Origin of the sequence: Pandoraea commovens (assembly GCF_024704525.1) — a bacterium.
Taxonomy (GTDB): domain Bacteria; phylum Pseudomonadota; class Gammaproteobacteria; order Burkholderiales; family Burkholderiaceae; genus Pandoraea; species Pandoraea commovens.
This window is the reverse complement of the sequence record NZ_CP102780.1, coordinates 928892-955299: the sequence shown is the minus strand read 5'-3', so window position 1 is coordinate 955299 and position 26408 is coordinate 928892. Positions and strand designations below refer to the sequence as shown.

The window sequence follows — 26408 nt, the reverse complement described above, 5'->3', positions numbered from 1 at the left end:
TTTGGGCCGATTATAGCGGCGCGCGGGATGCGTGGGGAAAAAAGTCACAAATCCCCGGACGGATCGTGGCAAATATCGGGAAATACCGAGTGGCGGTTAGGCGCAGTTGGCGTCAGCGACGTGTTGCACAAATGCGTCGCCACGAGAGATCAGCGACGTCGCCAGACCATCCAGTGCTCGGCCCCGGCAAAGACCGGCACCGAGTCGTCGACGAGACGGTCGGCTTCGCAGACGAAGTCCTGCGACAGCAGCGCGTCGAGGGCTTCCGGCGCGATGCCGAACGGCGGCCCCTTCGGCGTTTCCTTGAGGAAGAAGAATCCGGCCAGACGTGCGCCCGACGGCAGCAGCTGCGCCATGCGACGGGCGTAGTCGGCCCAGAGATCGCGCGGCAACGCACAAAGGAATGCGCGCTCATAGATCACGTCGAGCGTGAACGGCGGCGTGTAGGCAAAAAAATCGGCTTGCTCGACGAGCGACGCTCGCGCACCCAATTGAGACTTGGCGGCATCGACGGCCCCCGGCGAGAAGTCGATGGCTCGCACCGGCCAGTCTTGTGCGTCAAGCCACGCGGCTTCGTACGCTGCACCGCAGCCAGGGATCAGCGTGGCACGCGCAGCACCCTCGCCCGCAACGAACTCACGCAGCGCCTGCGGCACACCGGCGGCGTCCCACGGCATGAAGGCGCTGGCGAAACGTTCGTCCCAGAATTCCGCGCGCGACGGATCGCGATGCGCAAACGAGGGAACCGGCGGCGTCCCGCTCTTCTCTGGGGACTCTCCTTCGCGCGAGGCGTGGAGCACCATCGAATGTCTGCGATTCACGACCACGTCCGTCCCCTTCTCAATGCTCAGCTATACAGCCACACGAACGCCGTTAGCACACCGATGGCGATACCGCCGACCAGACAGAATGCGCCCGTCAGCAGGCGGTTGGTGCGGCGTTGCTCCTGAAGGAGTGCGAGCAGCAGCGTGTCGTCTTGCGGACGTGCATGCGCCGCCAGTGCCTGATGGATGAGCCGCGGCAATTGCGGCATCGTCTTGCTCCACTGCGGCACTTCCGCTTTCAACCGCTCCAGCCAGCCGCGCGGGCCGATCTGCTCGGCCATCCAGCGCTCCAGGAACGGCTTGGCCGTCTTCCAGAGATCCAGATCGGGATCGAGCTGACGCCCCAGCCCTTCGATATTGAGCAGCGTCTTTTGCAACAACACGAGTTGCGGCTGAATTTCGACGTTGAAGCGGCGCGACGTCTGGAACAAACGCATCAGCACCAGCCCCAGCGAAATCTCCTTGAGCGGACGATCGAAGTACGGCTCGCACACCGCACGGATCGCGCCTTCAAGTTCTTCCACGCGGGTGTCCGGCGGCACCCAGCCGGACTCCAGATGCAGCGACGCCACTCGGTGATAGTCGCGACGGAAGAACGCGAGGAAGTTCTGCGCGAGGTAGTTCTTGTCGAATTCGGACAGCGCCCCGACGATGCCGCAATCGAGCGCGATGTAGCGTCCGAACGTTGCGGGATCCAGGCTCACAAGAATGTTGCCCGGGTGCATATCCGCGTGGAAGAAGCCGTCGCGCAGGAACTGCGTAAAGAAGATCTCGACGCCTTCGCGCGCCAGCTTCTTCAGATCGACGCCCGCCTCGCGCAGCACGTCGATCTGGCTGATCGGCACGCCGTGCATGCGCTCCATCACGAGTACCGAACTGGAACTGAATTCCCAATAGATCTCCGGCACCATCAACATGCCCGAATCGATGAAGTTGCGACGCAGCTGCGCGGCGTTGGCGGCTTCGCGCATCAGGTCGAGTTCGTCGTGCAGATACTTGTCGAACTCGGCCACGACTTCACGCGGCTTCAGGCGCTTGCCGTCCGGCCACAGACGCTCGACCCAACCGGCGAGATCGCGCATGAGCGCCAGATCGCTGTCGATCACGTTGAGCATATTCGGACGCAGCACTTTGACCGCAACTTCCTTGCCTGCATGCTCGCCGTCGCGAACCCGTGCAAAGTGCACCTGCGCAATCGATGCGCTCGCCACCGGCATGCGCTCGAACTCCACGAACACTTCGTCGAGCGGACGGCCCAGCGACTTTTCGATGCTCGCATGTGCGACCTGCGGATCGAACGGCGGCACCTGATCCTGCAAGCGAGCGAGTTCCTGTGCGATGTCCGGCGGCATCAGGTCGCGACGCGTCGAGAGTACCTGCCCGAACTTCACGAAGATCGGACCCAGCGATTCGAGCGCCAGACGCAAGCGTTCGCCGCGCGGCGCCTTCAGCCCGCTACGGCCAATCGTGAGCACGCGCAGCAACCCTCGCGTGAGGGGATGCGGAATGCTCGAGAGCACCAGCTCGTCGAGTCCGTAGCGATAGCAGACGAAGAAAATCTTGATGAGACGCAGAAGACGCATCGGTCAGCGGCCTCCGGTAGTGCGGGACGCCGCAGCGGGCGATCCCTTCAGACGTTCTAACTTCTCGAGACGCTTTTCCAGCCGCGCGAGGTCGTCGCGCAGCGTGCCGATATCGGTGCGCATCGCATCCAGACGCGGACGCGCCACCAGCAGCGGGTTCTCTTCCACGAAGTAGTCGGCCAGCGAGCGCACCAGCGTGCCGCCCGTGCGGCGAGCACCGGCGACAGCCGCGCGGCCGGTCTCCGTCACGCGATGGGCGGCGGCGTCGCCAATGAATTTGCTGAGGTCTTCGGCCACTTCCCAGCGCAGATGCTGCGCCAGATAGGACACCGTATTGGCGAACTCGGCGTCGCCTTCGATCTTGACGTGGCGCATCACGGCGGCCTGTCCGCCGCCCGCGAAGTCCGCCAGCGCCGCAGGGGGCACCGAGATGCTGACATCGCAGGGGAAGTCCGCCTCAGTGGCGGCCAGATAGCCGTCGTCGCCCACGCGCAGGCGCACGTCGATTGCCGACATGGCCAGCCGGGCGGACGCGCCGACATGATGGCGCAGACGGTCGCGTGCCCACGGTTCGCGGGCAAGCAAATGGTTCACGGTGGCGGCAAAGGCTTTGGCGGCTACGGTCATGAGCTTGGCGGCCGGCCGGTGCTGAACACCGGTCGCACCGAAAGACGCCGTCCGCAGACAACCTTCGGACGGCAAAAACAAAAGAGCCCGCGCATTGACGCGCGGGCTCTCATTGTAAGGCAGGTTACGCCAAAAACGTCGCCAGCCTAATTCAGCTTAAGCCAGCTTAGGCGAGCTGCTGAATCCCGGCGAGCACCCAGCCACCGTTACCGGTCACCGGCTTGGTCAGGTTCCACACCTCGTTGAACGGCTCGGCGGCGGCACCTTCGGCTTCGCGGATCAGGCCCGAGAAGCGAACGCTGGCCATGTACTCGCTGGTCGATTGCTCGATGCCGAGGAGTTCGGCGTCCAGTTGCACGACGTCCGTACGGTTGGTCGACTTACCGCGCTCTTCGAGGTCCATCTTGATTTCCGCAAACATCTGCGGCGTGGTGAACTCGTTGATGTCGGCCTGATCGCCCTTGTCCCAAGCGGCTTGCAGACGGTTGAAGTACACCTTCGCGCTGCGCAGGAAGCCTTCCGTGTCGAAACCGGCAGGCACACCGAACGACTCGGCTGCGGCGGCACCGGCTGCGGCACCTGCGGCGACCGGGGCAGCCGTCTGGAAGGCGGTCTGCTGCGGCTGTTGCGGCTGCTGCTGGTTATCCCATTGCTGACGCAGCGAATTGTTCGACGATGCGTCGTTGCCTGCGCCTGCATAGGCCGGCGTCTGGGACTGCGACTTATTGCCACGGAAGCGGCGGATCAGCCACATCACGGCGAACGCGATCAACGCGATGATGATGACGTTGGCCATCATGCTGGCGAACGCGCCACCCATGCCGAAGTGCGACAACAGGGCGGCAATACCGAGACCTGCGGCCAGACCGGCGATCGGTCCGAGCCAGCGGTTGGCCGGTTTGGCGGCTGCGGCCGCGCCTGCGGCACCTGCGCCAGCGGCCGCCGGAGCGGCCTGAGTCGGGGCTGCGCCCGGGGCGGCTTGCGCCGGCTGCTGCGGCGTTGCCTGACGTTGCGTCACGGTGTTGGACTGCTTGCCGATGCTCCGGCCGCCGCCAACGCGCTTGGCGTCAGCGTCCGCGATCGTCATGCCGACCGCCACTACGCCGGCCACAACGCCCAACAACAGCTTGTTTTTCAGGAACTGGAACATCGTTCTGGTCTCTCCGTGGAGTTATAGGTTGCTGTCTACTGACAGACGTCAACCCAAATGGTTCAGACGTTTTTTACGTACTAAAACCAGATAAGGCGACGGGCGATTCTGCCACAGCAAAATTAGCTTGTACTTAGGGGATGGCAAACAAAACGCCCCGGCGCGGCGTTTCACCGCAATCCGGGGCGCTGTATGTCGTCTGGACGATCAGGTAAGTAAGTGTGTACTCAGAACTTACGTCCGATGTGCAGGGCGACGACACCGGCGGTCAGGTTGTGGTATTCCACGCGCTCAAGACCGACGTCTTCCATCATCGTCTTGAGCGTTTCCTGATCCGGGTGCATGCGAATCGATTCGGCCAAATAGCGATAGCTGTCGGCGTCGCCCGCGATGCGCGAGCCCAGCCACGGCAGCACTTTGAACGAATACGCGTCGTACGCCTTTTCCAGCGGCTGCCAGACCTTCGAGAACTCCAGCACCATGACCTTGCCGCCCGGCTTGATCACGCGGCGCATTTCCGCGAGCGCGGCGTCCTTGTGGGTCATATTGCGCAGGCCGAACGCCACCGTCACCACGTCGAAATAGTTCGACGGGAACGGCAGCTTCTCGGCGTCGCAGAGCAGCGACGGCGTGACGATCCCGTCGTCGAGCAGGCGATCGCGGCCCACGCGCAGCATCGATTCGTTGATGTCGGTGTGCCAGACTTCGCCGGTCGGGCCTGCCGCCCGTGCGAACGCTTTCGACAAGTCGCCCGTACCGCCTGCGATGTCGAGCACCTTGAAGCCGGGGCGCACAGCGGCGCGTCCGATGGTGAAGGCCTTCCAGATGCGGTGCAGGCCGCCCGACATCAGGTCGTTCATGATGTCGTACTTGCTCGCGACGGAATGGAACACCTCGGCAACCTTGCCAGCTTTTTCCTTCTCGTCGACGGTCGTATAACCGAAGTGGGTCTGATCACCCATTGCACATCTCCAAAATCAGGTAAGCGGGCACACACTCGCGTGCGTGCGGCGCCGGGGCCTCAATGGTGGTGACAGCCACCGGCCGCCGGCGACACCATCGGCGTGTCGCGATCGACACCCGCTGCCGCGAGCTTGTCCAGGTATTCCTGCCACAGCGCGTCCTGACGCACGCACAGCTCGTAGAGGTAATCCCACGAATAGATGCCGGTGTCGTGGCCGTCCGAGAAGACGGGACGCACGGCGTAATTGCCGATCGGCTCCAGACCGTTCAGCGTGACGTCACGCTTGCCGGTTTGCAGCGTCTCCTGCCCCGGCCCGTGCCCACGCACTTCCGCCGACGGCGAGAGTACGCGCAGCAATTCGAACGGCAGGCGGTAGGTCTTACCGTCCTCGTAACCGAGTTCCAGCACCTTTGATGCGCGATGCAGCGTCAGGGAAACGGGAATCGGCGTGTCTTTCTCCAGCCCAGCCATGATCTTGCTCCAGAAAATTCGGTCGCCGCGCGCACATGCCGCGCGAGTGCCGCATACGGCACATCGGCGGGCAGTATAGCCGCTCGGGCGTGCTCAGTCAGGCCTCTGCATCAAGCAGGCCAGCCCGGCATGCGTTCCAATTCTGCCACGATGGCCTCGCGCAACGCCGGTAGCCATGCCGAGCGCTCTGCGATGACCGCCTCCGGCAGTTCGCGCTGCGGCGCGCTCCAGACCGAACCGGGAAAGTGGATGTCGTCGCGATAACGCGGAATCACGTGCCAATGCACGTGCGGCACCATATTGCCCAGGCTCGCCACGTTGACCTTGTGCGGCGACATCACCGTGCGTTGCGCGGTCTCGACGGCGAACACGGCGCGCATCACATGCTCGCGCGCCGCCTGCGGCAAATCGCTCATCTCCGCGACGTGCTCGCTCCAGATCACGCGCGCGAAACCCGGATAACCGGGCTCGCTCGCCAGCACCACGCGCAGCACAGGATCGCGCCACACCACTTCGCCGCCGTCACCAGCGCAAAACGGACATTCCATGATGATTCTCCCTCCCGTTGGCCTGTCGCGCTGCCGTCCCAAATGCGATGAAAGCAATGAAGGAACGGCACACGTCAGTGCTTCTTTCCTTTGCGGCGCTTACCGGTGGCCGGATCGACCGGCCCCAGAGCGAGTTCGGCGAAGTCGATTTCGCTGAGCAGCTCGCGTAGCGTTTCGTCGTTGATGCGGTGCGTAATGCGCAGACGCGACAGCTCCACACGCTCCGCCTGCAACGCGGCGGCCCGCAGGCGCCGCTCCACCTCGACCTCACGCACCGCGCGCTCACGCATCTCTTCGGTCGCCGTCGCAGCGTTAAGGGTTCGGCGATACCGGCCCATCACCCGCGCCGCCGCTTCCGCGCACACGGCCGTATCCAGTTCGTCACCCGACTTGGCGATCATCTTCTGCAGCGACTCCACCGCGCGAATCGCGGCCTCGGACGCCGCCAGCCGCGCCTCACCCATCTCGCGATTGCGCGGGTCTTCGACCGGCCAGCGCACGCCGCGCAGCAGGATCGGCAACCCGAGGCTGCCACCGATGAGCGAAAGCAGAATCACGCCAGCGGCGAGAAAGATCAGCAGATCGCGTCCCGGGAACGGCGCGCCGCCCGGCAGCGCCAGCGGCACGGAGAGCGCACCGGCCAGCGTCACCGCACCGCGCACACCGGAGAGCGCCGTCACGCCGGTGAAGCGCATGCCCGGCTTCATCGTGATCTCGCCGCGACGCATGCCGAGGAAATACATCACGCGCCACGCCGCCCACACCCAGCAAAAGCGCAGGACGATAAGCACGGCGGAGATCGCGCCGACGTAGAACATCAATTCGCCGAGATTCGTCAGCGTTCCCCACAGATGCTCGCTCGGACGCAGCGCCGCGCGCACGATGTCCGGCAGTTGCAGGCCGAGCAGCACGAACACCGAGCCGTTGAAGACGAATTCGAGCATCGACCACACCCCGTTGCCGAGAATGCGCGTCGCTGTACGGGAGTTAAGCAGATCCGTCGAACTCACCGTCATGCCCGCCGCCACTGCCGCCAGAATCCCGGAGAAACCGAAGTGCTCCGCGAGCAGATAGGCGGCGAATGGCATGAGCAGCAGAAGCAGCACGACAGTCGCGGGCTCTTCCGTGGAGGCGTCCAGCACACGGCGATGGAATTGCGTGAACAGCCACGTCACCGCCCAGCCCGCGAGCAGGCCGCCCAGCGCGATGACGAAGAAAGAGAACGTGGCGTTGCCGATAGAGAAGATGCCCGTGGTCGCGGCCACCAGCGCGAACTTGAACGCGACGAGGCCCGACGCGTCGTTCATCATCGCCTCGCCTTCGAGCACATGCATAAGCCGCGTGGGCATGCGCATGCGCCCGGTGAGCGCGGAGACGGCGACGGCGTCGGTCGGCGAGAGCACGCCGCCGAGCGCGAACGCGACGGCCAGCGGAATCGACGGGATCATCCAGTGGATGAAGTAGCCCACGCCGAGCACCGTGAAGATCACGAGGCCGAGCGCCATCGCGACGATCGGCACGCGCAGGTGCCAGAACTCGCGCTTGGGCATGCGCCAGCCGTCGGCAAACAGCAGCGGCGGGATGAACAGCAGGAAGAAGATCTCGGGATCGAGATCGATGTGCAGACCCGCGCCCGGATAGGCGAGCGCGGCGCCCACGGCGATCTGCACGAGCGGGACAGGCAGGAATCTGACGAAGCTGACCAGCACGCCGGTCAGCGCCACTACGAACAGCAGGATCAGTGCTGTGTAGACTACCTCCATGCCACCTCCGTGGTCCGTCGGTCAATCATCGGCCGCGTCCCCCAGAGGCGCACGAGGGGTGAGAGGTGCATCAGACCAGCACGCGTTCGATGCCGCCGTTGTTTGCATCCTTGACGTAGTCCACCAGCCACTGATCGCCCAGAATGTGCTTGGCGATCTCGACGACGATGTAGTCGGCGGTGACATCGGCATCGTCGTTGTAGCGCGACAGACCTTGCAGGCACGACGGGCAGCTCGTCAGGATCTTGACGTCTTCCACCTTACCGTCCGCTCGCAGCTTCGCCGCGCCCTTGCGCATTTCCTCTTCCTTGCGGAAGCGGATCTGCGTCGAGATATCCGGACGCGTGACGGCCAGCGTACCCGATTCGCCGCAGCACCGATCGTTCTTCTCGATCTTGTAGCCGTCGTTCTCGCTGCCCATCAACTGGTTCACGAGCTTGACCGGGTCCATCGTCTTGATCGGCGTGTGGCACGGATCGTGATACATGTAGCGCGTACCGTTCACGCCTTCGAGCTTCACATTCTTCTCAAGCAGGTACTCGTGGATGTCCACGATACGGCAGCCCGGGAAGATCTTCTCGAATTCGTAACCTGCGAGCTGATCGTAGCAAGTGCCGCACGACACCACCACCGTCTTGATATCGAGGTAGTTCAGCGTGTTGGCCATGCGGTGGAAGAGCACGCGGTTGTCCGTCACGATCTTCTCGGCCTTCTCGCCCTGCCCCGATCCGCGTTGCGGATAGCCGCAGCACAGATAGCCCGGCGGCAGCACCGTCTGCACGCCCACGTGCCAGAGCATCGCCTGCGTGGCGAGACCGACCTGCGAGAACAGGCGCTCCGAGCCGCAGCCCGGGAAGTAGAACACCGCTTCCGAATCTACCGTGGTGGCCTTCGGGTTGCGAATGATCGGCACCACCTTGTTGTCTTCGATGTCGAGCAGCGCGCGCGCCGTCTTCTTCGGCAAGTTGCCCGGCATCTTCTTGTTGACGAAGTGGATCACCTCTTCGCGCAGCGGCGGCTTGCCGACGGTTGCAGGCGGGTGTGCCGTCTGCTTCTTGGCGATCTTCTTGAAGATGTCCGCACCGAAGCGTTGCGCCTTGTAGCCCCAGTCGATCATCACCTTGCGGGTGATGTTGATCGTCTCGGGGTTGGTTGCGTTCAGGAAGAACATCCCGGCGGCCGCGCCCGGATTGAACTTCTTTTTGCCCATCTTGCGCAGCAGGTTGCGCATGTTCATCGTCACGTCGCCGAAGTCGATCTTGACCGGGCAAGGCGTGGCGCACTTGTGACAGACCGTGCAGTGATCGGCCACGTCGTTGAACTCGTCCCAGTGCTTGATCGACACGCCACGGCGCGTCTGCTCTTCGTACAGGAACGCTTCGATGAGCAGCGACGTTGCGAGAATCTTGTTACGCGGGCTGTAAAGCAGGTTCGCGCGCGGCACGTGCGTGGCGCACACCGGCTTGCACTTGCCGCAGCGCAGGCAGTCCTTCACGCTGTCGGCAATCGCGCCGATGTCCGATTGCTGCATGATCAGCGACTCGTAGCCCATCAGCCCGAAGCTGGGCGTATAGGCGTTGCGCAGATCGGCGGGCAGTTCGGGCAGATTGAGCAGCTTGCCCTTGTTGAAGCGCCCTTCCGGGTCCACGCGCATCTTGTACGCGCGGAATTCGCCGATTTCGGCTTCCGTCAGGAACTCCAGCTTGGTGATGCCGATGCCGTGTTCGCCCGAGATCACGCCGTCGAGCGAGCGCGCGATGTCCATGATGCGGGCCACGGCCTTGTGCGCATCCTGGAGCATCTCGTAGTTGTCCGAGTTCACCGGGATGTTCGTGTGCACGTTACCGTCGCCAGCGTGCATGTGCAGGGCTACGAACACACGACCGTGCAGCACGCGCTTGTGGATCGCCTGCGCTTCGTCGAGGATCGGCTTGAACTCGCCGCCCATGAAGATCTGACGCAGTTCGGCACGAATCTCCTGCTTCCACGAAATGCGCACCGTGCGATCTTGCAGCAGATCGATGAGACGCGTTTCCGGATGCTTGTTCAGACGGTCGTTCAGCGCGACGTTGATATCGCGAATGCCGTGACGATTGAGCAGCGGGATGGCGTCGGCGAGCGACATTTCGAAGTTGTCGCGCAGGTACTCCCAGCGAGCGCGCACCTCGCGCAGCATCGTGAGCGCCGTCTGCACGCGATCTTCGAGAAGTTCGGCCGACGGAATTTCGTTCGCGTCGTCTGTCTTGCCGAGCGGCAGATTGCCCGCTTCGAAGAACGTTTCGAGCGCGTCGACCAGTTGCAGCTTGTTCTTGAGCGAAAGCTCGATGTTGATGCGTTCGATGTGATCCGTGTACTCGCCCATGCGATGCAGCGGAATCACCACGTCTTCATTGATCTTGAAGGCGTTCGTGTGACGCGCGATGGCGGCCGTACGCGAGCGGTCGAGCCAGAACTTCTTGCGCGCCTCGGCCGACACGGCGACGAAACCTTCACCGCTCTTGCCGTTGGCCATGCGAATGACTTCCGACGTCGCTTGTGCGACCGCGTTGTCGTCGTCGCCGACGATATCGCCGATCAGCACCATCTTCGGGAACGCGTTGCGCTTCGACTTCGTGGCATAGCCCACTGCGCGCAGATAGCGCTCGTCCAGATGCTCCAGACCGGCGAGAATCGCGCCGCCCGCAGCCGTCTGCGCGAACATGTAGTCCTTGATTTCGACAATGCTCGGAATCGCTTCCTTCGCCTGGCCGAAGAATTCCAGACACACCGTGCGCGTGTGCGCGGGCATCTTGTGCAGAATCCAGCGCGCGCTCGTGATCAGGCCGTCGCAGCCTTCCTTCTGGATGCCCGGCAGACCGGCGAGGAACTTGTCCGTGACGTCCTTACCCAGACCTTCCTTGCGGAAACGCTTACCTTCGATCTCCAGCATCTCGGTCTTGAGCAGCACTTCGCCCGGGGCCTGATTGCCGTCGAACCATTTGAGCTCGAAGCGAGCGACCGGGATGTCGTGAATCTTGCCGAGGTTGTGATCGTGACGCGTGACTTCCAGCCAGTTGCCCTGCGGATCGACCATGCGCCACCAGGCGAGGTTATCCAGCGCGGTGCCCCACAGCACGGCCTTCTTGCCACCGGCGTTCATGGCGACGTTGCCGCCGATGCACGAGGCGTCGATCGACGTCGGGTCCACCGCGAACACCAGACCGGCGCGCTCGGCGGCTTCGGCCACACGGCGCGTGACCACACCTGCGCCCGAGAAGATCGTGCCGACCGGCTTATCGACGCCCGGCAGTTGCAAGTATTCGACCTCGTCGAGCTGTTCCAGCTTTTCCGTATTGATGACGGCCGAGAACGGCGTGAGCGGAATCGCGCCGCCCGTGTAGCCCGTGCCACCTCCACGCGGGATCACCGTCAGCCCCAGTTCGAAGCAGCCCTTCACCAGCGACGCCATTTCGGCTTCGCTATCCGGGGTCAGCACCACGAACGGATATTCCACGCGCCAGTCGGTCGCGTCCGTCACGTGCGAGACACGCGACAGACCGTCGAACTTGATGTTGTCGCTGGCGGTCGTGCGACCGAGCACCTTCTTCGCGCGACGGCGCAGTTCCGCCATCTTCTCGAACTCGGCGGCGAAGTCCGCCACGGCGCGGCGTGCGGCCACTTCCAGTTGCTCGACGCGGGCAGCGCGCTCGCGGCCATGCGCGTCGGCGTGTTCGGCCACGTCGGCACGGCGACGCTTGTCGATTTCGTTCAGACGGTGGTCGAGCGCGTCGATCAGCAGCTTGCGGCGCTTCGGATTGTCGAGCAGGTCGTCTTGCAGATACGGGTTACGGCGTACCACCCAAATGTCGCCGAGCACTTCGTACAGCATGCGCGCCGAGCGGCCGGTACGGCGTTCGGCACGGAGTTCGTCGAGGATCGCCCAGGCGTCCGCGCCGAGCAGGCGCATGACGATTTCGCGGTCCGAAAACGACGTGTAGTTGTAAGGAATTTCACGCAGACGCGGGGGTTGAGCGGCTACGGCATGCTTAGCGTCGTGCGGCTCGAAGGCAGGCAAGGGTGCGTTCATCTTGTCGGGCTCGTCATTGCGGCGGTGCATCCGCCGTCGGCGTTCGTCTCGCGGGACGCGCCGAAAGTCAAAATCGGGTATGCGCTGGGCGTGCCAACCGCAGGCGCAAGGGGTGCGCGCGGGCCGGCAACGGTCAATCTGCGGTCAACGAGATCGACGACTGCCGTGCAAGGACGCCGATGACGAATCGTGTTCGGTCATCGGGCAGAAGCACAGAGGGGTGAGGCAGTTGGTGCGCATGCCCAGATCTTTCTTCCGGCTTGGGAAAGTGTTGGTAGGGGAATGTAGGTCGAATTGTACTTCATTGCACCGCAACACGTCGGCGCCGCGCCGAAAACCCCTGCGTGACGCGTCAATCCACTCTTTTCCATCGCACTTCCATCGCACGTGAACCTGCTGCGCGCCTCATCGCTACGTTGATGGCGGCTTCACAACGACGCCGACGCCAGCACCCACCCCTCACTTTCACCATAAAAGCACACCGCTATATTCCTTTAGATACAACGACTTGCGCCGTACTTCTGAACTGAAATTTCCATGGAATGGGAGTATGTTCTACCCGTCCCCCGACTTATCCACCCATCAAGAGGTGTTTCCATGGCTTCGTTCCAACTGAACGGCAAAACGGTGAAGGTCGACGTCGACCCCGCCACTCCCCTGCTCTGGACCTTGCGCGACGCGCTCAACATGACCGGCACCAAGTTCGGTTGTGGCATGGCGTTGTGCGGTGCCTGCACCGTCCATCTCGACGGCCAGCCCATCCGTAGCTGCGTCACCCCTGTGTCTGCCGTCGAAGGCAAGAAGATCACCACCATCGAGAACGTCGGCGCCGATCCGGTCGGCGCTGCCGTGCAGGCTGCATGGGTCAAGCACGACGTGCCGCAGTGCGGCTACTGCCAGAGCGGCCAGATCATGTCGGCCACCGCCCTGCTGCGCGATAACAAGTCGCCGAACGACGAACAGATCGATACCGCGATGGCGGGCAACATCTGCCGTTGTGGCACGTACGCCCGCATTCGCGCGGCCATCAAAGACGCCGCATCGTCGCTGGCCTGAGGCGAGGAGACACCAACATGCGTGAACTTCGTTTCTCCCAACGTCCCGGCGTTGCCGTGGGCGACTTCACCGGCGTGAGCCGTCGTGGCTTCCTCAAGACGTCCGCCATTGCAGCGGGCGGCCTGATGCTGGAAATGTCGCTGCCCGGCATGATGCGCACGGCCAGTGCACAGGGCGCGGCCCCGGCAGCGGTCGTGCCGTCCGCCTTCGTGCATATTGCCCCGGACGACACTGTCACCATTCAGGTCAACCGACTCGATTTCGGACAAGGCGTGCAAACGGCGCTGCCGATGCTCGTTGCTGAAGAACTCGATTGCGACTGGTCGAAGGTCCGTGGCGAGCTGGCCCCGGCGGCCGACGTCTACAAAGACCCGATGTTCGGCATCCAGATGACGGGCGGCTCCGGCTCCATTGCGCACTCTTGGATGCAGTACCGGCGCATTGGCGCGTCGGCGCGTGCGATGCTGATTGCGGCGGCAGCCCAGCAATGGAAAGTCCCGGCCGACCAGTTGCGCACCGAAAAGGGCGTCGTGCTCGGCCCGAACGGTAAGCGCGCCACCTACGGCAGTCTCGCCGCTAAGGCGCAGGCCATGCCGGTCCCGGCCAACGTTGCGCTCAAGGATCCGTCCGCCTTCCGCCTGCTCGGCAAGCCGACGGGTCGTCTGGACGCCAAGGCCAAGTCGACCGGCACGCCGATGTACGGCATGGACTTCAAGCTGCCGAACCTCAAGGTAGCGGTCGTGGCGCGTCCGCCGGTGTTCGGCGCCAAAGTGAAGACGTTCGACGCCAAGGCGGCGAAGGCCATCAAGGGTGTGCGCGACGTCCTTGAAATTCCGGACGACCGTGGCGGCACCGCCGTTGCCGTCATCGCCGATGGCTACTGGCAGGCGAAGACTGGCCGCGATGCGCTCAAGGCCGAATGGGACACCAGCGGCGTCGAGCATGTCGACACCACGGCGCAGTTGGCCAAGTACAAGGAAATGGCGAAGACGCCGGGCACCGTCGCCATCGACGCCGACGTCTCCAAACTCAAGGGCGCACCGAAAACCCTCGTGGCCGAGTACAGCTTCCCGTACCTCGCCCATGCCCCGATGGAACCGCTGAACTGCACGGTGCAGATCTCGGGCAAAGGCGCGGAAGTGTGGACCGGCACGCAGTTCCAGACCGTCGATCAGGCGGCCATTGCGCGCACGCTCGACCTCAAGCCTGAGCAAGTGAAGCTGCATACACTCATGGCGGGCGGTGGCTTCGGCCGTCGTGCGGTACCGACGTCCGACTACGGCGTTGAGGCCGCGCAGGTCGCGAAGGCATGGCATGGCGCGGGCCATCGCGAGCCAGTCAAGGTCATCTGGAGCCGGGAAGACGACATTCACGGTGGCTACTACCGTCCGATGTACGTGCACCGTGCCGAGATCGGTCTGGATGCCAAGGGCAACGTGCTCGCGTGGAATCACACCATCGTCGGCCAATCGATTCTGGCGGGCACGCCGTTCGAGAAGATGATGGTGAAGAACGGCATCGACGGCACGAGTGTCGAGGGTGTCTCGGGCACCCCGTACGCCGTACCGTTACGCCTGACGTTGCACAGCCCGAAGGTGAACGTGCCGGTGTTGTGGTGGCGTTCGGTGGGCAACACCCACACGGCGTTCGTGATGGAGACGTTGATCGACGAATTGGCGAAGAATGCGGGCCAGGACCCGGTCGCGTACCGCTATGCGTTGTTGGGCGACAAGCATCCGCGTCACCGTGACGCGTTGGCATTGGCCGTGGAGCGCTCGGGTTACGGCAAGACCAAACTGCCCGCAGGGCAGGCATGGGGTGTGGCCGTACATGAATCGTTCGACTCGGTGGTGGCGTACGTGGTGGTGGCAGAGATGCCTAACGGTGCATCGGGTGCACCGCGTCTGGTGAGTGCCACGGCGGGCGTGCATTGCAACTTCGCGGTCAATCCGTTGACGGTTGCGGCGCAGGTTGAGGGTGCGGCGTTGATGGGCTTGGGCACAACGTTGCCGGGTGCGGCGATCACGCTCAAGGATGGCGAAGTCGAGCAGAGCAACTTCCACCAGTACACGGTGGCGCGTCTGACGGACATGCCCGCGATCAATGTGCACGTGGTTAGCTCGGGCGACGCACCGACGGGGATGGGCGAGCCGGGTCTGCCGCCGTTGGCACCGGCGTATGCGAACGCCGTGTTTGCGTTGACGGGCAAACGTCAGCGCGCGTTGCCGTTCGAGGTCACAAGCGCGTAATCACTAGCCACTAGCCACTAGCGCACTAGCGCACGAGCGCGTAAGAAGGTGGGTCCTGGGAAAGCATGATGGTGAGCCGGACCGGGGCCCCTTTCTGAACCGAGTTGGGTCTATGTCTGAGGGGCGGAAAGGGGCCCCGGTCCGGCCTCCGGACTTCGTGAGGACCTCTGGAAGGGGCCTCAGCCGATGAGCAGATGCTTGAATGGCGCGAAGATGCCTTGCCAGAACGATTCGGGCACACGCAGCATCAGGTAGGTGATGGCGACGTAGCGGAGTGTCTTGCCGATGGCGACATAGATAAGGCATGAACGCCACGAGAGCCGGAGCCATCCGGCAAGGGTGCAGAGTGGATCGCCGACGACGGGCAGCCACGAAAGCAAAAGCAGCGGTGGTCCGAAGCGTCGCATCCAGCGGGTGTAGCGTTCGTTCATGGGCGCTTTGCCGTCCGCGTCCCCTTTGCCTGCCTTCCCCTGCGGCACATCGACAACCACTGCGACACCACCGACCGCCGCCGCCCGCGCATGCGCCCGTCGGCGCGCCTTGAGCCGCACGAACGCGCGACGCGCCGCGAACCCCATCCACCAGTCCAGCATGCCGCCGAGCGTATTGCCCACGCTCGCCACGACAATGGCCGTCCAGAACATATGCGGATTGAGCGCCACGTAGCCGAAAAGCGCGGGTTCCGAGCCCATCGGCAGCAGCGTGGCGGAGAGAAACGACACCAGAAAAATGGCGGGCAGGCCCACGCCGGGCAACGCCAACACGCCCAGCAACCAGGTGATGAACGACTCCATGCAGCTCCGCAGAAAGCAAAATCCGACCGAAAAACATCGCAACGCCATCGCCCCCGACCGACCAGACGGTCAGCCAACGACACGGCGAATGCGTGCACACGCGTTTGGCAGAAACAAAAAGTCTGGCGCATAATGCGAGACCATGACCCGACCCTCGACGCCGCCCGTGGCCATTCTACTGGCAGGCGGACTCGGTACCCGCTTCGACGCGGCGGGGCGCCGGAACAAGCTGCTCGCGCCGCTGCCCGGAGATCCCCTGAACCGACCCGTTGCCCTCGCCAGCGCCCACGCGCTGCTGGCTGCATTGCCGCGCGTAATCGCGGTGGTGCGACCGGACTCGGCCGAGCTGGAGAACGTGCTGTTGCAGGCGGGTTGTGAAGTCGTCATGAGCCACGCTACCAAGCGCGGCATGGGTGCGACCCTCGCGGCGGGCATCAACGCCGCCTCCGACGAAGATCCGCCCCCGGGGCTCGAGCATCTCGACGGCTGGCTCGTCGCGCTGGCCGACATGCCCTACATCCACCCGAATACCCTGCGCGCGATTGCAAACGGCCTCACGTCGCCCGAAGCCATCGTCGCCCCGAGTTATCAGGGACAGCGCGGCCATCCCGTCGCGTTCGGTTCCGCCTATACCTCACGTCTTGCCGCCCTCGATGGCGACATCGGCGCGCGCGACCTGTTGATTAGCGAGCACATTACGATCGTCGATGTCGACGACGCCGGAATCGTGCGCGACATCGACACCCCAGACGACCTACGCTAGGGCGCGCACTCCCCTTTCCAGTTTTTCCCCGAAAGACCAAGCGCGACCGCCCCGGCGGAAGTGCTGGTCTATCATTGTCCTTTTGTTCCTTGATGTGCCTAACCTGAAGAAGCCCTAAATCATGTCTGACGCAGCTCCCGACTATCTGAAGAAGATCCTGACCGCTAAAGTCTACGACGTCGCCTTTGAGAGCGAACTCGAACCGGCTCGCACGCTTTCCATGCGGCTGCACAATCGAATTTATCTCAAGCGCGAAGACAACCAGACGGTGTTCTCCTTCAAGATTCGGGGCGCGTACAACAAGATGGCCAATCTCAGCGAGGCCGAGCGCGAGCGCGGCGTGCTGACCGCGTCCGCCGGGAACCACGCGCAGGGCGTTGCCTACTCGGCGGCGCGTCTGGGCTGCAAGGCCGTCATCGTCATGCCGGTCACCACGCCGCAGGTCAAGATCGACGCCGTGAAAACCCACGGCGGACGCGCCGTCGAAGTCGTGCTCGCGGGCGACTCTTATAGCGACGCCTACGCGCACGCCATGACGCTGCAAGCCGAACGTGGCCTGACCTTCGTGCCGCCGTTCGACGACCCCGACGTTATCGCCGGTCAGGGCACCATCGGCATGGAAGTCCTGCGTCAACATCAGGGCCCGCTGCATGCCATCTTCGTGCCCATCGGTGGCGGTGGACTGGCGGCCGGTGTCGCGGCTTACGTCAAAGCCGTGCGTCCTGAGATCAAAGTCATTGGCGTGCAATCGGTCGACTCCGACGCGATGGCGCAATCCATCCACGCTGGCGAGCGCATCCTGCTAAACGACGTCGGTCTGTTCGCTGACGGCACCGCCGTCAAATACGTCGGCGAAGAAACCTTCCGCCTGTGCAGCGAGTATCTCGACGAAGTCGTGCGTGTCGACACCGACCAGCTCTGCGCCGCCATCAAGGATGTCTTCCAGGACACGCGCAGCGTGCTGGAGCCGTCCGGCGCGTTGTCCGTGGCAGGCGCGAAGCTGTATGCCGAGCGCGAAAAGCTCAAGGGCGAAACACTCGTCGCGATCACCTCGGGCGCCAACATGAACTTCGACCGCCTGCGCTTCGTCGCGGAGCGCGCCGAAGTCGGTGAAGCACGCGAAGCGGTGTTCGCCGTCACCATTCCCGAGGCACGCGGCAGCTTCAAGCGCTTCACCGAAGTGGTGGGCAGCCGCAATGTGACCGAGTTCAACTACCGAATTAGTGAAGCGTCCAGCGCCCACATCTTCGTGGGCATCCAGATGCACAACCGCGACGAAGGCGAGCGCATCAAGGCCGGTTTCGAGCGTCACGACTTCCCGACGCTCGATCTGTCGAACGACGAACTCTCCAAGCAGCACATCCGCTACATGGTGGGCGGCCGCTCGGCGTTGGCCAGCCACGAAGTGCTGTACCGCTTCGAGTTTCCGGAGCGTCCGGGCGCGCTGATGAAGTTCCTCTCGGCCATGAGCCCGAACTGGAACATCAGCCTGTTCCATTACCGGAATCAGGGCGCGGACTACAGCAACATCCTCGTGGGGATTCAGGTCCCGAACGACGAGAAGGCCGCGTTCCGCGACTTCCTCGCAACGCTCGGCTATCCTTACTGGGACGAAAGCGACAACCCCGTGTACAAGCTGTTCCTCGGGTAAGTCGCGACGCACTCATTCACGCACTCAGCCACTGACACACGACAGGAAATCGCCGCCGCCATGCCCATCACGCTCGAGAACAAACTCGTTGTCGCGATCTCGTCGCGCGCGCTGTTCGACTTCGAAGAGGAGAACCGCGTGTTCGACGCGGGCGTGGCGAGCGGCGACGATCAGTCGTACATGCAGTATCAGCTCGACCGTCTCGACACGCCCGCCCCGGCGGGCGTCGCTTTCCCGCTCGTACAGAAGCTGCTCGCGTTCAATCAGGGCGGTGATACCAGCGGTGCCGGTGACACGAAAGACAAACATCGCGTGGAAGTCGTGGTGCTCTCGCGCAACGATCCCGTGAGCGGCATGCGCGTGTTCCGCTCGGCGCGACAACTCGATCTCAAGATCGAGCGCGGCGTGTTCACGCGCGGACGCGACCCGTTCGGCTATCTCAACGCGCTGGGGGCACATCTGTTCCTGTCGGCAAACGAGCGCGATGTGCGCGGCGCGCTTGCCGCCGGTTTCCCGGCTGCACGCGTGTATCCGGACTCTGCGAAAAAAGCCGAATTGCATCCCGACGAAATCCGCATCGCTTTCGACGGCGACGCGGTGCTCTTCTCCGACGAGGCGGAGCAGGTCTTCCAGCGCAACGGCCTCGACGCCTTCCAACAGCACGAAATCGAGCGCGCCGCCACGCCGTTGCCCCCCGGTCCGTTCAAACCGCTGCTGCTCGCGCTGCACCGTTTGCAAGCCCTCGCAGGCCATGAAGTGCCGGTCAAAATCCGCACCGCGCTCGTCACAGCGCGCTCGGCCCCGGCCCACGAGCGTGCCATTCGCACGCTGATGGACTGGAAAATCGACATCGACGAGGCGATGTTCCTGGGCGGGCTGGACAAAGGCGCATTCCTGCGCGAGTTCGAGCCCGATTTCTTCTTCGACGATCAGACTCGCCACTGCGAATCGGCGGCCCGCGTCTCCCCGACCGGTCACGTCATCAGTGGCATCGCCAATCATGACCACGCCTGAACAATCCTCGCTCGGCAAGGAAGTTGCCTACACCGAGCAGTACGACCCGTCCCAACTCTTCCCGATCGCCCGTGCGCCCGCGCGCGCCGAAATCGGCGTACCCGACGCCCTGCCGTTCTTCGGCGCGGACATCTGGAACGGCTACGAACTTTCGTGGCTCAACGAGAAGGGCAAGCCGCAAATCGCGCTGCTGACCGCGATGGTGCCCGCCGATTCGCCGTTCATCATCGAGTCGAAGTCGTTCAAGCTGTATCTTGGCTCGTTCGCGCAGACGAAGCTGGCGAATGTCGACGCCGCGCGCGCCCTGATCCAGCAAGACCTGTCGGAAGCCGCAGGCGCTCCGGTCCAGGTGCGACTCGTAGAGCCGAGCGGCTTTGCCAAGCTCGAACTCGACGAACTCGACGGCTTGCTCGTCGACCGGCTCGACATCGATACCGACATCTACGTGCCGGATGCGTCGCTACTCACCGCCGCGTTCGACGAAGCGCCCGTGGACGAAACGCTCGTGTCCAACCTGCTCAAATCGAACTGCCCGGTCACCGGCCAGCCCGACTGGGGCAGCTTGCAGATCCGCTACGTCGGCCCGCCGATCAATCAGGAAGGCTTGCTCAAGTACGTGATTTCGTACCGGCGTCACACCGGCTTTCACGAGCAATGCGTGGAAGGGATCTTCATGGACATCATGCGTCAGTGCAAGCCGACTCAGTTGGCGGTCTACGCCCGCTACACGCGACGCGGCGGACTCGACATCAATCCGTTCCGTACCAACTTCACGTTGCCGATGCCGGACAACGCACGTACGGCGCGTCAGTAAGCGAAACCGGGGCTGTCATCCCAGATAGCCCAGCTTCGCCATCAGTTTCAACGCGGCGTTCCTGACGTTGGCGTATTTCGGCTCGCCGTCGCAACGCACCAGCGTCTGCCTCATCGCCTGGCACGCGCCGTCGAACTGGCGCAGCTCGATCAGACACTCCCCCACGCGATACATCGGCCCGGGGGCGTCCTCGTCCAGGAGCGCCGCCGCCATGAACAGCGGCAGCGCCGCCTCGGGCTCGCCCTGACGTTGCATCGATAGCGCGAGCGCCACCGCGTAGTCCGCTTCAAGCGGACACGCTGACAGCAGCGGCGCAAAACACTCGATGGCCTGAGCAAAGTCGCCTCGCTCAAACGCCCCGTAGCCACAGCGATAGACGGCGTCGCACTGCGCAGCATCCCATGCGCCGGGGCGCGGCAGATCCATCGCCTCGCGTTGCGCTTCGGCGTCGCGCACCGCCGCCAGCGCTGCGTCGATCTTTCCGGCCATGAACGTCGACGAGGGCGCATGGCCCGCACATTCCAACGGATCGTCAGACATAGTCACGTGACCCGACCTCCCTCGGCGACTCGAATTGCACGCGCGTGCTCAACGACGTCATCTCACGCCCGGCCTCGCGCCGCTTCTTCAGGCACAGACAGACCTGCCCCAGCCCGAAAGTCACGGCGAGCGTCGACAACCCTGCCATCCCTCCGCCGACGCCCACACCGATCCAACGATCCTGCCGCGCGACCTCCGAGTCGTCGTCCGAGGCGGAGGCTTCGAGGCAGTAGTACGCGCCGGTCGCCAGCCCCAGCAGGCCAAGTACCGTAATCGCCACGCCGGTCAGTCCGCCCGACAGCCCACCGCGCCCCAACCGGCTCATGGTCTGGGAGCGTAAGCGGACGTCATCCGGCGTCACGGGGAAATCGATAGTGATGCGGGCGTCTTCGGCGGACTCGATGGCAGCGCGGTGCGTATGCGTAGCCGGTGCGCTCGGCCCTGTCTCGCCGATGGGTCCTGATCTCACGATGACCTCCTTTCAGGTTAGGAGGCTGAAGATTGCGCGCTTATGCGACAACGAACCATCGAAGGCAAACCGCAGACTTTGCGAAACGGTAACGTCCGTCTCGGTCAACCGGAAGGCGCAACGTCCAAATGAAAAAGCCGACGATGATCGTCGGCTTTCTCCAGATGCTCTCAGTCAGGCAGCGGCGACTTACGCAACCGGCTTCTTGTACGCCACGCAATCCACTTCCACCTTGCAGTCGATGACCATGCTCGACACCACGCAAGCGCGGGCGGGCGGATGATCCCCGAAGTACTCCTTGAACACCTTGTTGAACGACGCGAAGTCACGCGGGTCGTCCAGCCACACGCCGATGCGCATGACATGTTCGGTGCCGTAACCGGCCTCGGTCAGAATCGCGATCATGTTCTGGATCGCCTGATGCGACTGGGCGACGATGCCCCCGTCGATCACTTCGCCGTCTTTCATCGGGGTCTGTCCCGAGACGAACAGGAAGCCGTCGGCTTCGGTCGCGCGTGCAAAGGGCATGCGCTGGCCGCCAGTGCCCTGCCCGCCTTCCACGCCATATCGTTTGATGCTCATCATCGCTCCTTTCAACGAATCGTTTTCAACAACACCGGCTCAGAACAACAGTTCAAAGCACCGGCTGCGGCGTGCCGCGACGCACAAAGCGTCCGGCACGCGCGTTCTGCGTCGGTGCGCGGTCCTGCCACGAGAGCACACCGTTGACCCACACCGCCGAAATGCCATACGCGGGTTGCATCGGATCGGTAAACGTCGCGGCATCGGCCACGGTCGCCGGATCGAACAACACCAGGTCGGCCCAATACCCTTCACGCACAAGTCCACGCTCGCTCAGACCGAAACGCTCGGCGGAAAGCCCCGTCATCTTGTGGACGGCTTCCGCCAGCGGGAAAAGTGACTGCTCGCGGCTGTAACGTCCCAGCACGCGCGGGAACGCACCCCATAGACGCGGATGCGGCAGAGGGTCGTTAGGCAGCCCGTCCGAGCCGACCACCGTCGCCGGGTGACTCAGAATGCGGCGCACGTCGTCTTCTTCCATGCAGTGATACACGGCGCCTGCCGGTTGCAGACGCTTCGCCGCTTCCATCAGATCGACGCCCCAGTCGGCAGCAATCGTCGCGAGCAGCTTGCCGCCCTGATCGGGATGCGACTGGGACCACGTAACGAGAATGTCGAAGTCGTCGGTGACCTGCTTGAGATCGAGCGTCGACGAACTCGCCGTGTATGGATAGCAGTCGCAGCCGACCGGCTGAAAGCGCTGTGCCTTGTCGAGTGCTTCGAGAATTTCGGTGCTGCGTCCCCAGTTGTCGACGCCCGCACACTTCAGATGCGAGACGACCACCGGCACGCGCGCATGACGTCCGATGCGGAAGGCTTCGTCGAGCGCTTCGAGAATCTCGGCGAATTCGGTGCGCAAGTGCGTCGCATAAAGACCGCCCGCCTCAGCCAGCGGTTCGGCCAGCGCGAGCACTTCCTCGGTCGGTGCGGCATTCGCGTTCGCGTAGGCCAGTCCCGTCGACAAGCCCAGCGCGCCGTTGTCCAGCGCTTCGCGCAGTTGCGCGCGCATGCCTTCGATTTCGGCTTCCGTCGCCGGGCGGTCGAGACGATCCATATGGTTGTTGCGCAGCGCAGTGTGGCCGATCAGCGCCGCCACATTGATCGACGGTTGCGCCTTTTCCAGCGCTTCGACATAGGCCGCGAAGGTCGGGTACTGGAATGCACTCGCCTCGCCCAGCAAGTTCATCGGATCGGGCGGATCGCCTTTGAGCGTGACCGGCGACGCGCTGATGCCGCAGTTGCCGACGACGACCGTCGTCACACCTTGCGACAGCTTCGGCGTCATTTCCGGCGCGCGCACGACGTTGGTGTCATCGTGCGTATGGACGTCGATGAAGCCGGGGCTCAGCACGTTGCCGTTGCCTGCGACGACTTGCTTCGCCTGCCAGCCCGAGCGCTCCCCCGCTGGCGCAATCGCGTGAATGCGGCCGCCGCGCAACGCCACGTCGAAACGGTCGTCCGTCATGGGTGCGCCGGAGCCGTCCGCCAGACGAACGTCGGTGATCAGCGTATCGACCGTGCGATCGGCAAGATTTTCGGTGCGGTCAGTCATGGTCAGTCTCCCAGAGGCTGGCGATCGCCGCCGCCCCGATGTGTGTCGAGCACATATTTGATTCGTCGCAACAGCGCCTGACTCTGCGGCTTGGCGAGCAGCGCCAGTTCCGTAGCCAGCACGTCCATGGCAAGCAGCATCGCGTAACGCGACGACGACGGTTTGAAAATGAAATCGGTTTCCAGCGCGCGGATCGGCAACACCTCGTCGGCGAGCGCTGCCAGCGGCGACCCCGTCGCGGTGACGGCCACGACCTGCGCCCCGTATTCGCGCGCAATTTCGCAGGCAGATAACAGCTCCGGCGTGTGACCGCTCACCGAGAAGGCGAGTACGACGTCGTCGCGTCCGAGCGTACCCGCGACCATGCGAGCCAGCACGGCGTCCTGATAGCTGGCGACCGGGCGGCCCAGACGCACAAGACGGTAGCGCGCCTCGTCGGCCAGCAGCGACGACCCGCCACCCATCCCGAACGCGTACACCATGCGCGCCGAGAGCAGTCGCGTGGCGGCACGTCGCACGGTATCGGGCTTGATGAGTCCGCGATGCACCTGCAACGTCGTCTGAATATCGTCGGCAATCCGGTCGATGGTCTCGCCGCCACCGTCTTGCCCGCTGGCCGCACTCGCGCCGAGAAAGCGCTGGCCGACGACCGCCGCCTGCGCCAGTCGCAGCTTGAGGTCGCGCACGTCGCGGCAACCCATCGCCTTGGCGAAGCGGGTCACGCTCGCCTCGCTCACGCCAGCGCGCTCGGCAAGCACGTTGATCGACGCTGCGGCAGCGCCCGCCACGTCTTCCAGCACGACCTGCGCGACTTTGCGTTCTGCCTGACTCAGGGCGTCGCTGCGTTCGGCGACGCGGGTCACGATATCGAAGGTTTCGGCCATATATCCGGTCTGTGCGGCGTCTCAACGGTCGGACGCCCAATATTTGTTACTTTATAACAAAACTGTCAAACGCTGGTAATTAAACGCTATTATAGAAGCCATCCAGCAGCTTTCAGCGCACAGACATGAGGAGATATGGGAATGAGTGATACAAACTATCAGCACGGTATGATCGATACCCTCAACAAGGGTCTGGGTGCGCTGGACGCGCCGCTCGCGCCCTCCAACACGACCGGTCTTGGCTGGAATCTGCTGAACGAAGACCTGAGCCTGCCGACGGCGGTGCTCTACGAGGACAAGATTCGTCACAACCTCGCGTGGATGCAGCGCTTCGTGCACGAATATGGCGTGAAGCTCGCCCCGCACGGCAAGACGACGATGGCCCCGAAGCTGTTCCGTCGCCAGTTGGATGGTGGCGCATGGGGCATCACGCTCGCCACGGCACAGCAGACGTACGCGGCCTACCATCACGGCGTGCGACGCGTACTCATGGCGAACCAGCTCGTCGGCAAACGCAACAAGACGATGATTGCCGACCTGCTGAAGGATCCCGACTTCGAATTCTTCTGCCTGGTGGACTCGGCTGCTGCGGTGGCACATCTGGGCGAGTTCTTCCGCACGCGTGGTCAGACGATTCAGGTATTGATCGAACTCGGCGTGACGGGTGGTCGCACGGGCGTGCGCGACGCTGCGCAGCAGCAAGCCGTGCTCGACGCACTCACGCAGTATCACGACGCCGTCAAACTGGCGGGCGTGGAAGTCTACGAAGGCGTGCTGAGCACGGAAGCCGATATCCGCGCCTTCCTGCAACGCGCCGTGAGCATCACGCGCGAACTGGTCGCAGCGGGTCGCGTCGAGCGCAACCCGGCGGTGCTCTCGGGTGCGGGCTCGGCGTGGTACGACGTGGTCGCGGACGAATTTGCGCACAAGGACGTGGGCGCACCGCTGGACGTAGTCCTGCGTCCCGGTTGCTATCTCACGCACGACGTGGGCATTTACAAGGCGGCGCAGGCACAGATCGCGACGCGCAACCCCATCGCGAAGCAGATGCGCTCGCAACTGCAGCCGGCGCTGCAACTGTGGGCGTACGTGCAATCGATTCCCGAACCCGAGCGCGCCATCATTGCGCTGGGCAAGCGCGACGCCGCGTTCGACGCAGGCATGCCGGAACCCGCACAGCAGTTCCGTCCGGGCGAGAGCAAGTCGCCGAAGGCGACGCCCGAGCACTGGGAGGTCACCGGCATGATGGACCAGCACGCCTATCTGCGCATTGCGCCGGGCGACGACATCCGCGTGGGCGACATGATTGCGTTCGACATCTCGCACCCGTGCCTGACGTTCGACAAGTGGCGTCACCTGCCGGTCGTCGACGGCGATTACAACGTCGTGGAGATCGTGCAGACGTTCTTCTGATCGTCGTCACACCGTTCGTCCTGAACACAGCAAGGAAAAAGCCGCTTCGAATTCGAAGCGGCTTTTTTGTGGTCGACATCCGCCGGGGCGAGCGACCTATGACGCGTTTTTGGAAGCACGCTTTCTTGCAGGCGTGGTGTCCGTGGCGTTCGCAGCGCTCGCCGCGTTCGATCCGGCAGGTGCAGCAGCGCCCGATTTCGCTCTGGACGCCACCGACTTGAACTGCGCCTCCAGATGCACGAGCGCGCTCTCCAGCGTGGCGATCTCATCCGGCGTCATGCCTTCGAGCGTGTCGTCGAAGAAAGCCTGACGGCGCGGCGTCGCCTCGTCGTGCACGGCCATGCCCGCTTCCGTCAGCGTGACGTTCGTCAGACGATTGTCGTCGGGGTCGGTCGCGCGCGACAGCCAGCCGAGCGCTTCCATCGATTGAAGTTGACGCGTGAGCGACGCCGGGTCGAGTCGGCAATGCTCCGCAAGAAACTTCTGCGAGCAGGTGCCGCGTTCGGCCAGCGAGAGAATGATGCGCCAGCGCGGCAGCGGATGTCCGACCTGCGCGTCGAAGGCGAGCATCATCGCGCGGTAGGTCAGACTCAGTTGCTGAATGACGTTACGTTTCAAAGCGGTCGGCATC

23 protein-coding genes are annotated in these 26408 nt (G+C 63.8%); 7 read left to right on the top strand and 16 right to left on the bottom strand.

Going from position 1 to position 26408, the window contains the following annotated elements; all coding sequences use genetic code 11:
- Positions 1-149: 149 nt before the first annotated feature.
- From NTU39_RS04705 to NTU39_RS04665, 9 genes are all read right to left on the bottom strand, one after another.
- Entirely contained in the window at positions 150-803 is a 654-nt protein-coding gene (locus NTU39_RS04705) for a methyltransferase domain-containing protein (RefSeq protein WP_257960038.1), read from the bottom strand.
- Positions 804-847: 44 nt separating this feature from the next.
- A complete protein-coding gene (ubiB, locus tag NTU39_RS04700) occupies positions 848-2407 on the bottom strand; it encodes a ubiquinone biosynthesis regulatory protein kinase UbiB (protein ID WP_257959336.1) in 1560 nt (519 codons plus the stop codon).
- 3 nt (positions 2408-2410) lie between these two features.
- On the bottom strand, positions 2411-3034 hold the full coding sequence (locus NTU39_RS04695) for a ubiquinone biosynthesis accessory factor UbiJ (RefSeq protein ID WP_150665567.1): 624 nt from the start codon (positions 3032-3034) through the stop codon (positions 2411-2413).
- A 166-nt stretch (positions 3035-3200) separates the two neighbouring features.
- Positions 3201-4184 (bottom strand): Tim44 domain-containing protein, encoded by a 984-nt coding sequence (locus tag NTU39_RS04690; protein WP_150665566.1) that lies wholly within the window; start codon positions 4182-4184, stop codon positions 3201-3203.
- 227 nt (positions 4185-4411) lie between these two features.
- Positions 4412-5146: a bifunctional demethylmenaquinone methyltransferase/2-methoxy-6-polyprenyl-1,4-benzoquinol methylase UbiE gene (gene ubiE, locus NTU39_RS04685; RefSeq protein ID WP_039396086.1), complete on the bottom strand. Its 735-nt coding sequence runs from the start codon at positions 5144-5146 to the stop codon at positions 4412-4414.
- A 59-nt stretch (positions 5147-5205) separates the two neighbouring features.
- On the bottom strand, positions 5206-5619 hold the full coding sequence (locus NTU39_RS04680; RefSeq protein ID WP_150665565.1) for a gamma-butyrobetaine hydroxylase family protein: 414 nt from the start codon (positions 5617-5619) through the stop codon (positions 5206-5208).
- 110 nt (positions 5620-5729) lie between these two features.
- Positions 5730-6167: an HIT family protein gene (locus NTU39_RS04675; protein WP_150665564.1), complete on the bottom strand. Its 438-nt coding sequence runs from the start codon at positions 6165-6167 to the stop codon at positions 5730-5732.
- Between the two features lie 74 nt (positions 6168-6241).
- The gene (locus tag NTU39_RS04670) at positions 6242-7930 is read right to left on the bottom strand and encodes a Na+/H+ antiporter (protein WP_150665563.1); all 1689 of its coding nucleotides are present in this window, start codon (positions 7928-7930) and stop codon (positions 6242-6244) included.
- A 70-nt stretch (positions 7931-8000) separates the two neighbouring features.
- Positions 8001-11996 carry a DUF3683 domain-containing protein gene (locus NTU39_RS04665; protein ID WP_150665562.1) on the bottom strand — a complete coding sequence of 1332 codons (3996 nt, stop codon included), beginning with the start codon at positions 11994-11996 and terminating at the stop codon, positions 8001-8003.
- A 597-nt stretch (positions 11997-12593) separates the two neighbouring features.
- Here NTU39_RS04665 and NTU39_RS04660 point away from each other — a divergent pair.
- Both NTU39_RS04660 and NTU39_RS04655 read left to right on the top strand, forming a co-directional pair.
- Complete coding sequence (locus tag NTU39_RS04660) at positions 12594-13052, top strand: (2Fe-2S)-binding protein (RefSeq protein ID WP_150665561.1); 459 nt, start codon at positions 12594-12596, stop codon at positions 13050-13052.
- Between the two features lie 17 nt (positions 13053-13069).
- A complete protein-coding gene (locus NTU39_RS04655; protein WP_257959335.1) occupies positions 13070-15301 on the top strand; it encodes a xanthine dehydrogenase family protein molybdopterin-binding subunit in 2232 nt (743 codons plus the stop codon).
- Positions 15302-15480: 179 nt separating this feature from the next.
- Here NTU39_RS04655 and NTU39_RS04650 read toward each other — a convergent pair whose 3' ends face one another.
- Positions 15481-16095 carry a YqaA family protein gene (locus NTU39_RS04650; protein WP_257959334.1) on the bottom strand — a complete coding sequence of 205 codons (615 nt, stop codon included), beginning with the start codon at positions 16093-16095 and terminating at the stop codon, positions 15481-15483.
- A 142-nt stretch (positions 16096-16237) separates the two neighbouring features.
- On the opposite strand from NTU39_RS04650, the gene NTU39_RS04645 reads away from it, so the two are divergent.
- The 4 genes from NTU39_RS04645 to queF all read left to right on the top strand — a co-directional run bounded on the left by NTU39_RS04645 (position 16238) and on the right by queF (position 20337).
- Positions 16238-16858: a nucleotidyltransferase family protein gene (locus NTU39_RS04645; RefSeq protein ID WP_150665558.1), complete on the top strand. Its 621-nt coding sequence runs from the start codon at positions 16238-16240 to the stop codon at positions 16856-16858.
- A gap of 121 nt (positions 16859-16979) precedes the next feature.
- The gene (gene ilvA / locus NTU39_RS04640; RefSeq protein ID WP_257959333.1) at positions 16980-18509 is read left to right on the top strand and encodes a threonine ammonia-lyase, biosynthetic; all 1530 of its coding nucleotides are present in this window, start codon (positions 16980-16982) and stop codon (positions 18507-18509) included.
- 60 nt (positions 18510-18569) lie between these two features.
- Positions 18570-19523, top strand: coding sequence for a 5'-nucleotidase (locus NTU39_RS04635; protein WP_257959332.1), 954 nt, complete (start codon positions 18570-18572; stop codon positions 19521-19523).
- A complete protein-coding gene (gene queF, locus NTU39_RS04630; RefSeq protein ID WP_150665555.1) occupies positions 19510-20337 on the top strand; it encodes an NADPH-dependent 7-cyano-7-deazaguanine reductase QueF in 828 nt (275 codons plus the stop codon). The genes NTU39_RS04635 and queF overlap by 14 nt, the downstream gene beginning before the upstream one ends.
- A gap of 15 nt (positions 20338-20352) precedes the next feature.
- Here queF and NTU39_RS04625 read toward each other — a convergent pair whose 3' ends face one another.
- The 5 genes from NTU39_RS04625 to NTU39_RS04605 form a co-directional block, all read right to left on the bottom strand.
- On the bottom strand, positions 20353-20883 hold the full coding sequence (locus NTU39_RS04625) for a hypothetical protein (protein ID WP_150665554.1): 531 nt from the start codon (positions 20881-20883) through the stop codon (positions 20353-20355).
- On the bottom strand, positions 20870-21346 hold the full coding sequence (locus NTU39_RS04620) for a hypothetical protein (protein ID WP_257959331.1): 477 nt from the start codon (positions 21344-21346) through the stop codon (positions 20870-20872). The genes NTU39_RS04625 and NTU39_RS04620 overlap by 14 nt, the downstream gene beginning before the upstream one ends.
- A 189-nt stretch (positions 21347-21535) precedes the next feature.
- Positions 21536-21922, bottom strand: a complete 387-nt coding sequence (locus NTU39_RS04615; RefSeq protein WP_150665610.1) for a RidA family protein — start codon at positions 21920-21922, stop codon at positions 21536-21538.
- Positions 21923-21980: 58 nt separating this feature from the next.
- The gene (locus NTU39_RS04610) at positions 21981-23480 is read right to left on the bottom strand and encodes an N-acyl-D-amino-acid deacylase family protein (RefSeq protein ID WP_257959330.1); all 1500 of its coding nucleotides are present in this window, start codon (positions 23478-23480) and stop codon (positions 21981-21983) included.
- A 2-nt stretch (positions 23481-23482) separates the two neighbouring features.
- The gene (locus NTU39_RS04605) at positions 23483-24364 is read right to left on the bottom strand and encodes a MurR/RpiR family transcriptional regulator (protein ID WP_150665551.1); all 882 of its coding nucleotides are present in this window, start codon (positions 24362-24364) and stop codon (positions 23483-23485) included.
- A gap of 141 nt (positions 24365-24505) precedes the next feature.
- On the opposite strand from NTU39_RS04605, the gene NTU39_RS04600 reads away from it, so the two are divergent.
- A complete protein-coding gene (locus NTU39_RS04600; RefSeq protein ID WP_257959329.1) occupies positions 24506-25777 on the top strand; it encodes an amino acid deaminase in 1272 nt (423 codons plus the stop codon).
- Between the two features lie 96 nt (positions 25778-25873).
- Here NTU39_RS04600 and NTU39_RS04595 read toward each other — a convergent pair whose 3' ends face one another.
- Positions 25874-26407, bottom strand: coding sequence for a MarR family winged helix-turn-helix transcriptional regulator (locus NTU39_RS04595; RefSeq protein WP_257959328.1), 534 nt, complete (start codon positions 26405-26407; stop codon positions 25874-25876).
- Position 26408 lies beyond the last annotated feature (1 nt).

What these genes read in the sequence shown, in the direction of transcription:
- NTU39_RS04635 (WP_257959332.1), top strand. Translation starts at nt 18,570, where the DNA reads ATGCCCATCACGCTCGAGAACAAACTCGTTGTCGCGATCTCGTCGCGC.
- NTU39_RS04610 (WP_257959330.1), bottom strand. Translation starts at nt 23,480, where the DNA reads ATGACTGACCGCACCGAAAATCTTGCCGATCGCACGGTCGATACGCTG.
- queF (WP_150665555.1), top strand. Translation starts at nt 19,510, where the DNA reads ATGACCACGCCTGAACAATCCTCGCTCGGCAAGGAAGTTGCCTACACC.
- NTU39_RS04650 (WP_257959334.1), bottom strand. Translation starts at nt 16,095, where the DNA reads ATGGAGTCGTTCATCACCTGGTTGCTGGGCGTGTTGGCGTTGCCCGGC.
- NTU39_RS04660 (WP_150665561.1), top strand. Translation starts at nt 12,594, where the DNA reads ATGGCTTCGTTCCAACTGAACGGCAAAACGGTGAAGGTCGACGTCGAC.
- NTU39_RS04695 (WP_150665567.1), bottom strand. Translation starts at nt 3,034, where the DNA reads ATGACCGTAGCCGCCAAAGCCTTTGCCGCCACCGTGAACCATTTGCTT.
- NTU39_RS04605 (WP_150665551.1), bottom strand. Translation starts at nt 24,364, where the DNA reads ATGGCCGAAACCTTCGATATCGTGACCCGCGTCGCCGAACGCAGCGAC.
- NTU39_RS04690 (WP_150665566.1), bottom strand. Translation starts at nt 4,184, where the DNA reads ATGTTCCAGTTCCTGAAAAACAAGCTGTTGTTGGGCGTTGTGGCCGGC.
- NTU39_RS04645 (WP_150665558.1), top strand. Translation starts at nt 16,238, where the DNA reads ATGACCCGACCCTCGACGCCGCCCGTGGCCATTCTACTGGCAGGCGGA.
- NTU39_RS04595 (WP_257959328.1), bottom strand. Translation starts at nt 26,407, where the DNA reads ATGCCGACCGCTTTGAAACGTAACGTCATTCAGCAACTGAGTCTGACC.
- NTU39_RS04680 (WP_150665565.1), bottom strand. Translation starts at nt 5,619, where the DNA reads ATGGCTGGGCTGGAGAAAGACACGCCGATTCCCGTTTCCCTGACGCTG.
- ubiE (WP_039396086.1), bottom strand. Translation starts at nt 5,146, where the DNA reads ATGGGTGATCAGACCCACTTCGGTTATACGACCGTCGACGAGAAGGAA.
- NTU39_RS04670 (WP_150665563.1), bottom strand. Translation starts at nt 7,930, where the DNA reads ATGGAGGTAGTCTACACAGCACTGATCCTGCTGTTCGTAGTGGCGCTG.
- ubiB (WP_257959336.1), bottom strand. Translation starts at nt 2,407, where the DNA reads ATGCGTCTTCTGCGTCTCATCAAGATTTTCTTCGTCTGCTATCGCTAC.
- NTU39_RS04655 (WP_257959335.1), top strand. Translation starts at nt 13,070, where the DNA reads ATGCGTGAACTTCGTTTCTCCCAACGTCCCGGCGTTGCCGTGGGCGAC.
- NTU39_RS04600 (WP_257959329.1), top strand. Translation starts at nt 24,506, where the DNA reads ATGAGTGATACAAACTATCAGCACGGTATGATCGATACCCTCAACAAG.
- NTU39_RS04675 (WP_150665564.1), bottom strand. Translation starts at nt 6,167, where the DNA reads ATGGAATGTCCGTTTTGCGCTGGTGACGGCGGCGAAGTGGTGTGGCGC.
- NTU39_RS04705 (WP_257960038.1), bottom strand. Translation starts at nt 803, where the DNA reads ATGGTGCTCCACGCCTCGCGCGAAGGAGAGTCCCCAGAGAAGAGCGGG.
- NTU39_RS04665 (WP_150665562.1), bottom strand. Translation starts at nt 11,996, where the DNA reads ATGAACGCACCCTTGCCTGCCTTCGAGCCGCACGACGCTAAGCATGCC.
- ilvA (WP_257959333.1), top strand. Translation starts at nt 16,980, where the DNA reads ATGTCTGACGCAGCTCCCGACTATCTGAAGAAGATCCTGACCGCTAAA.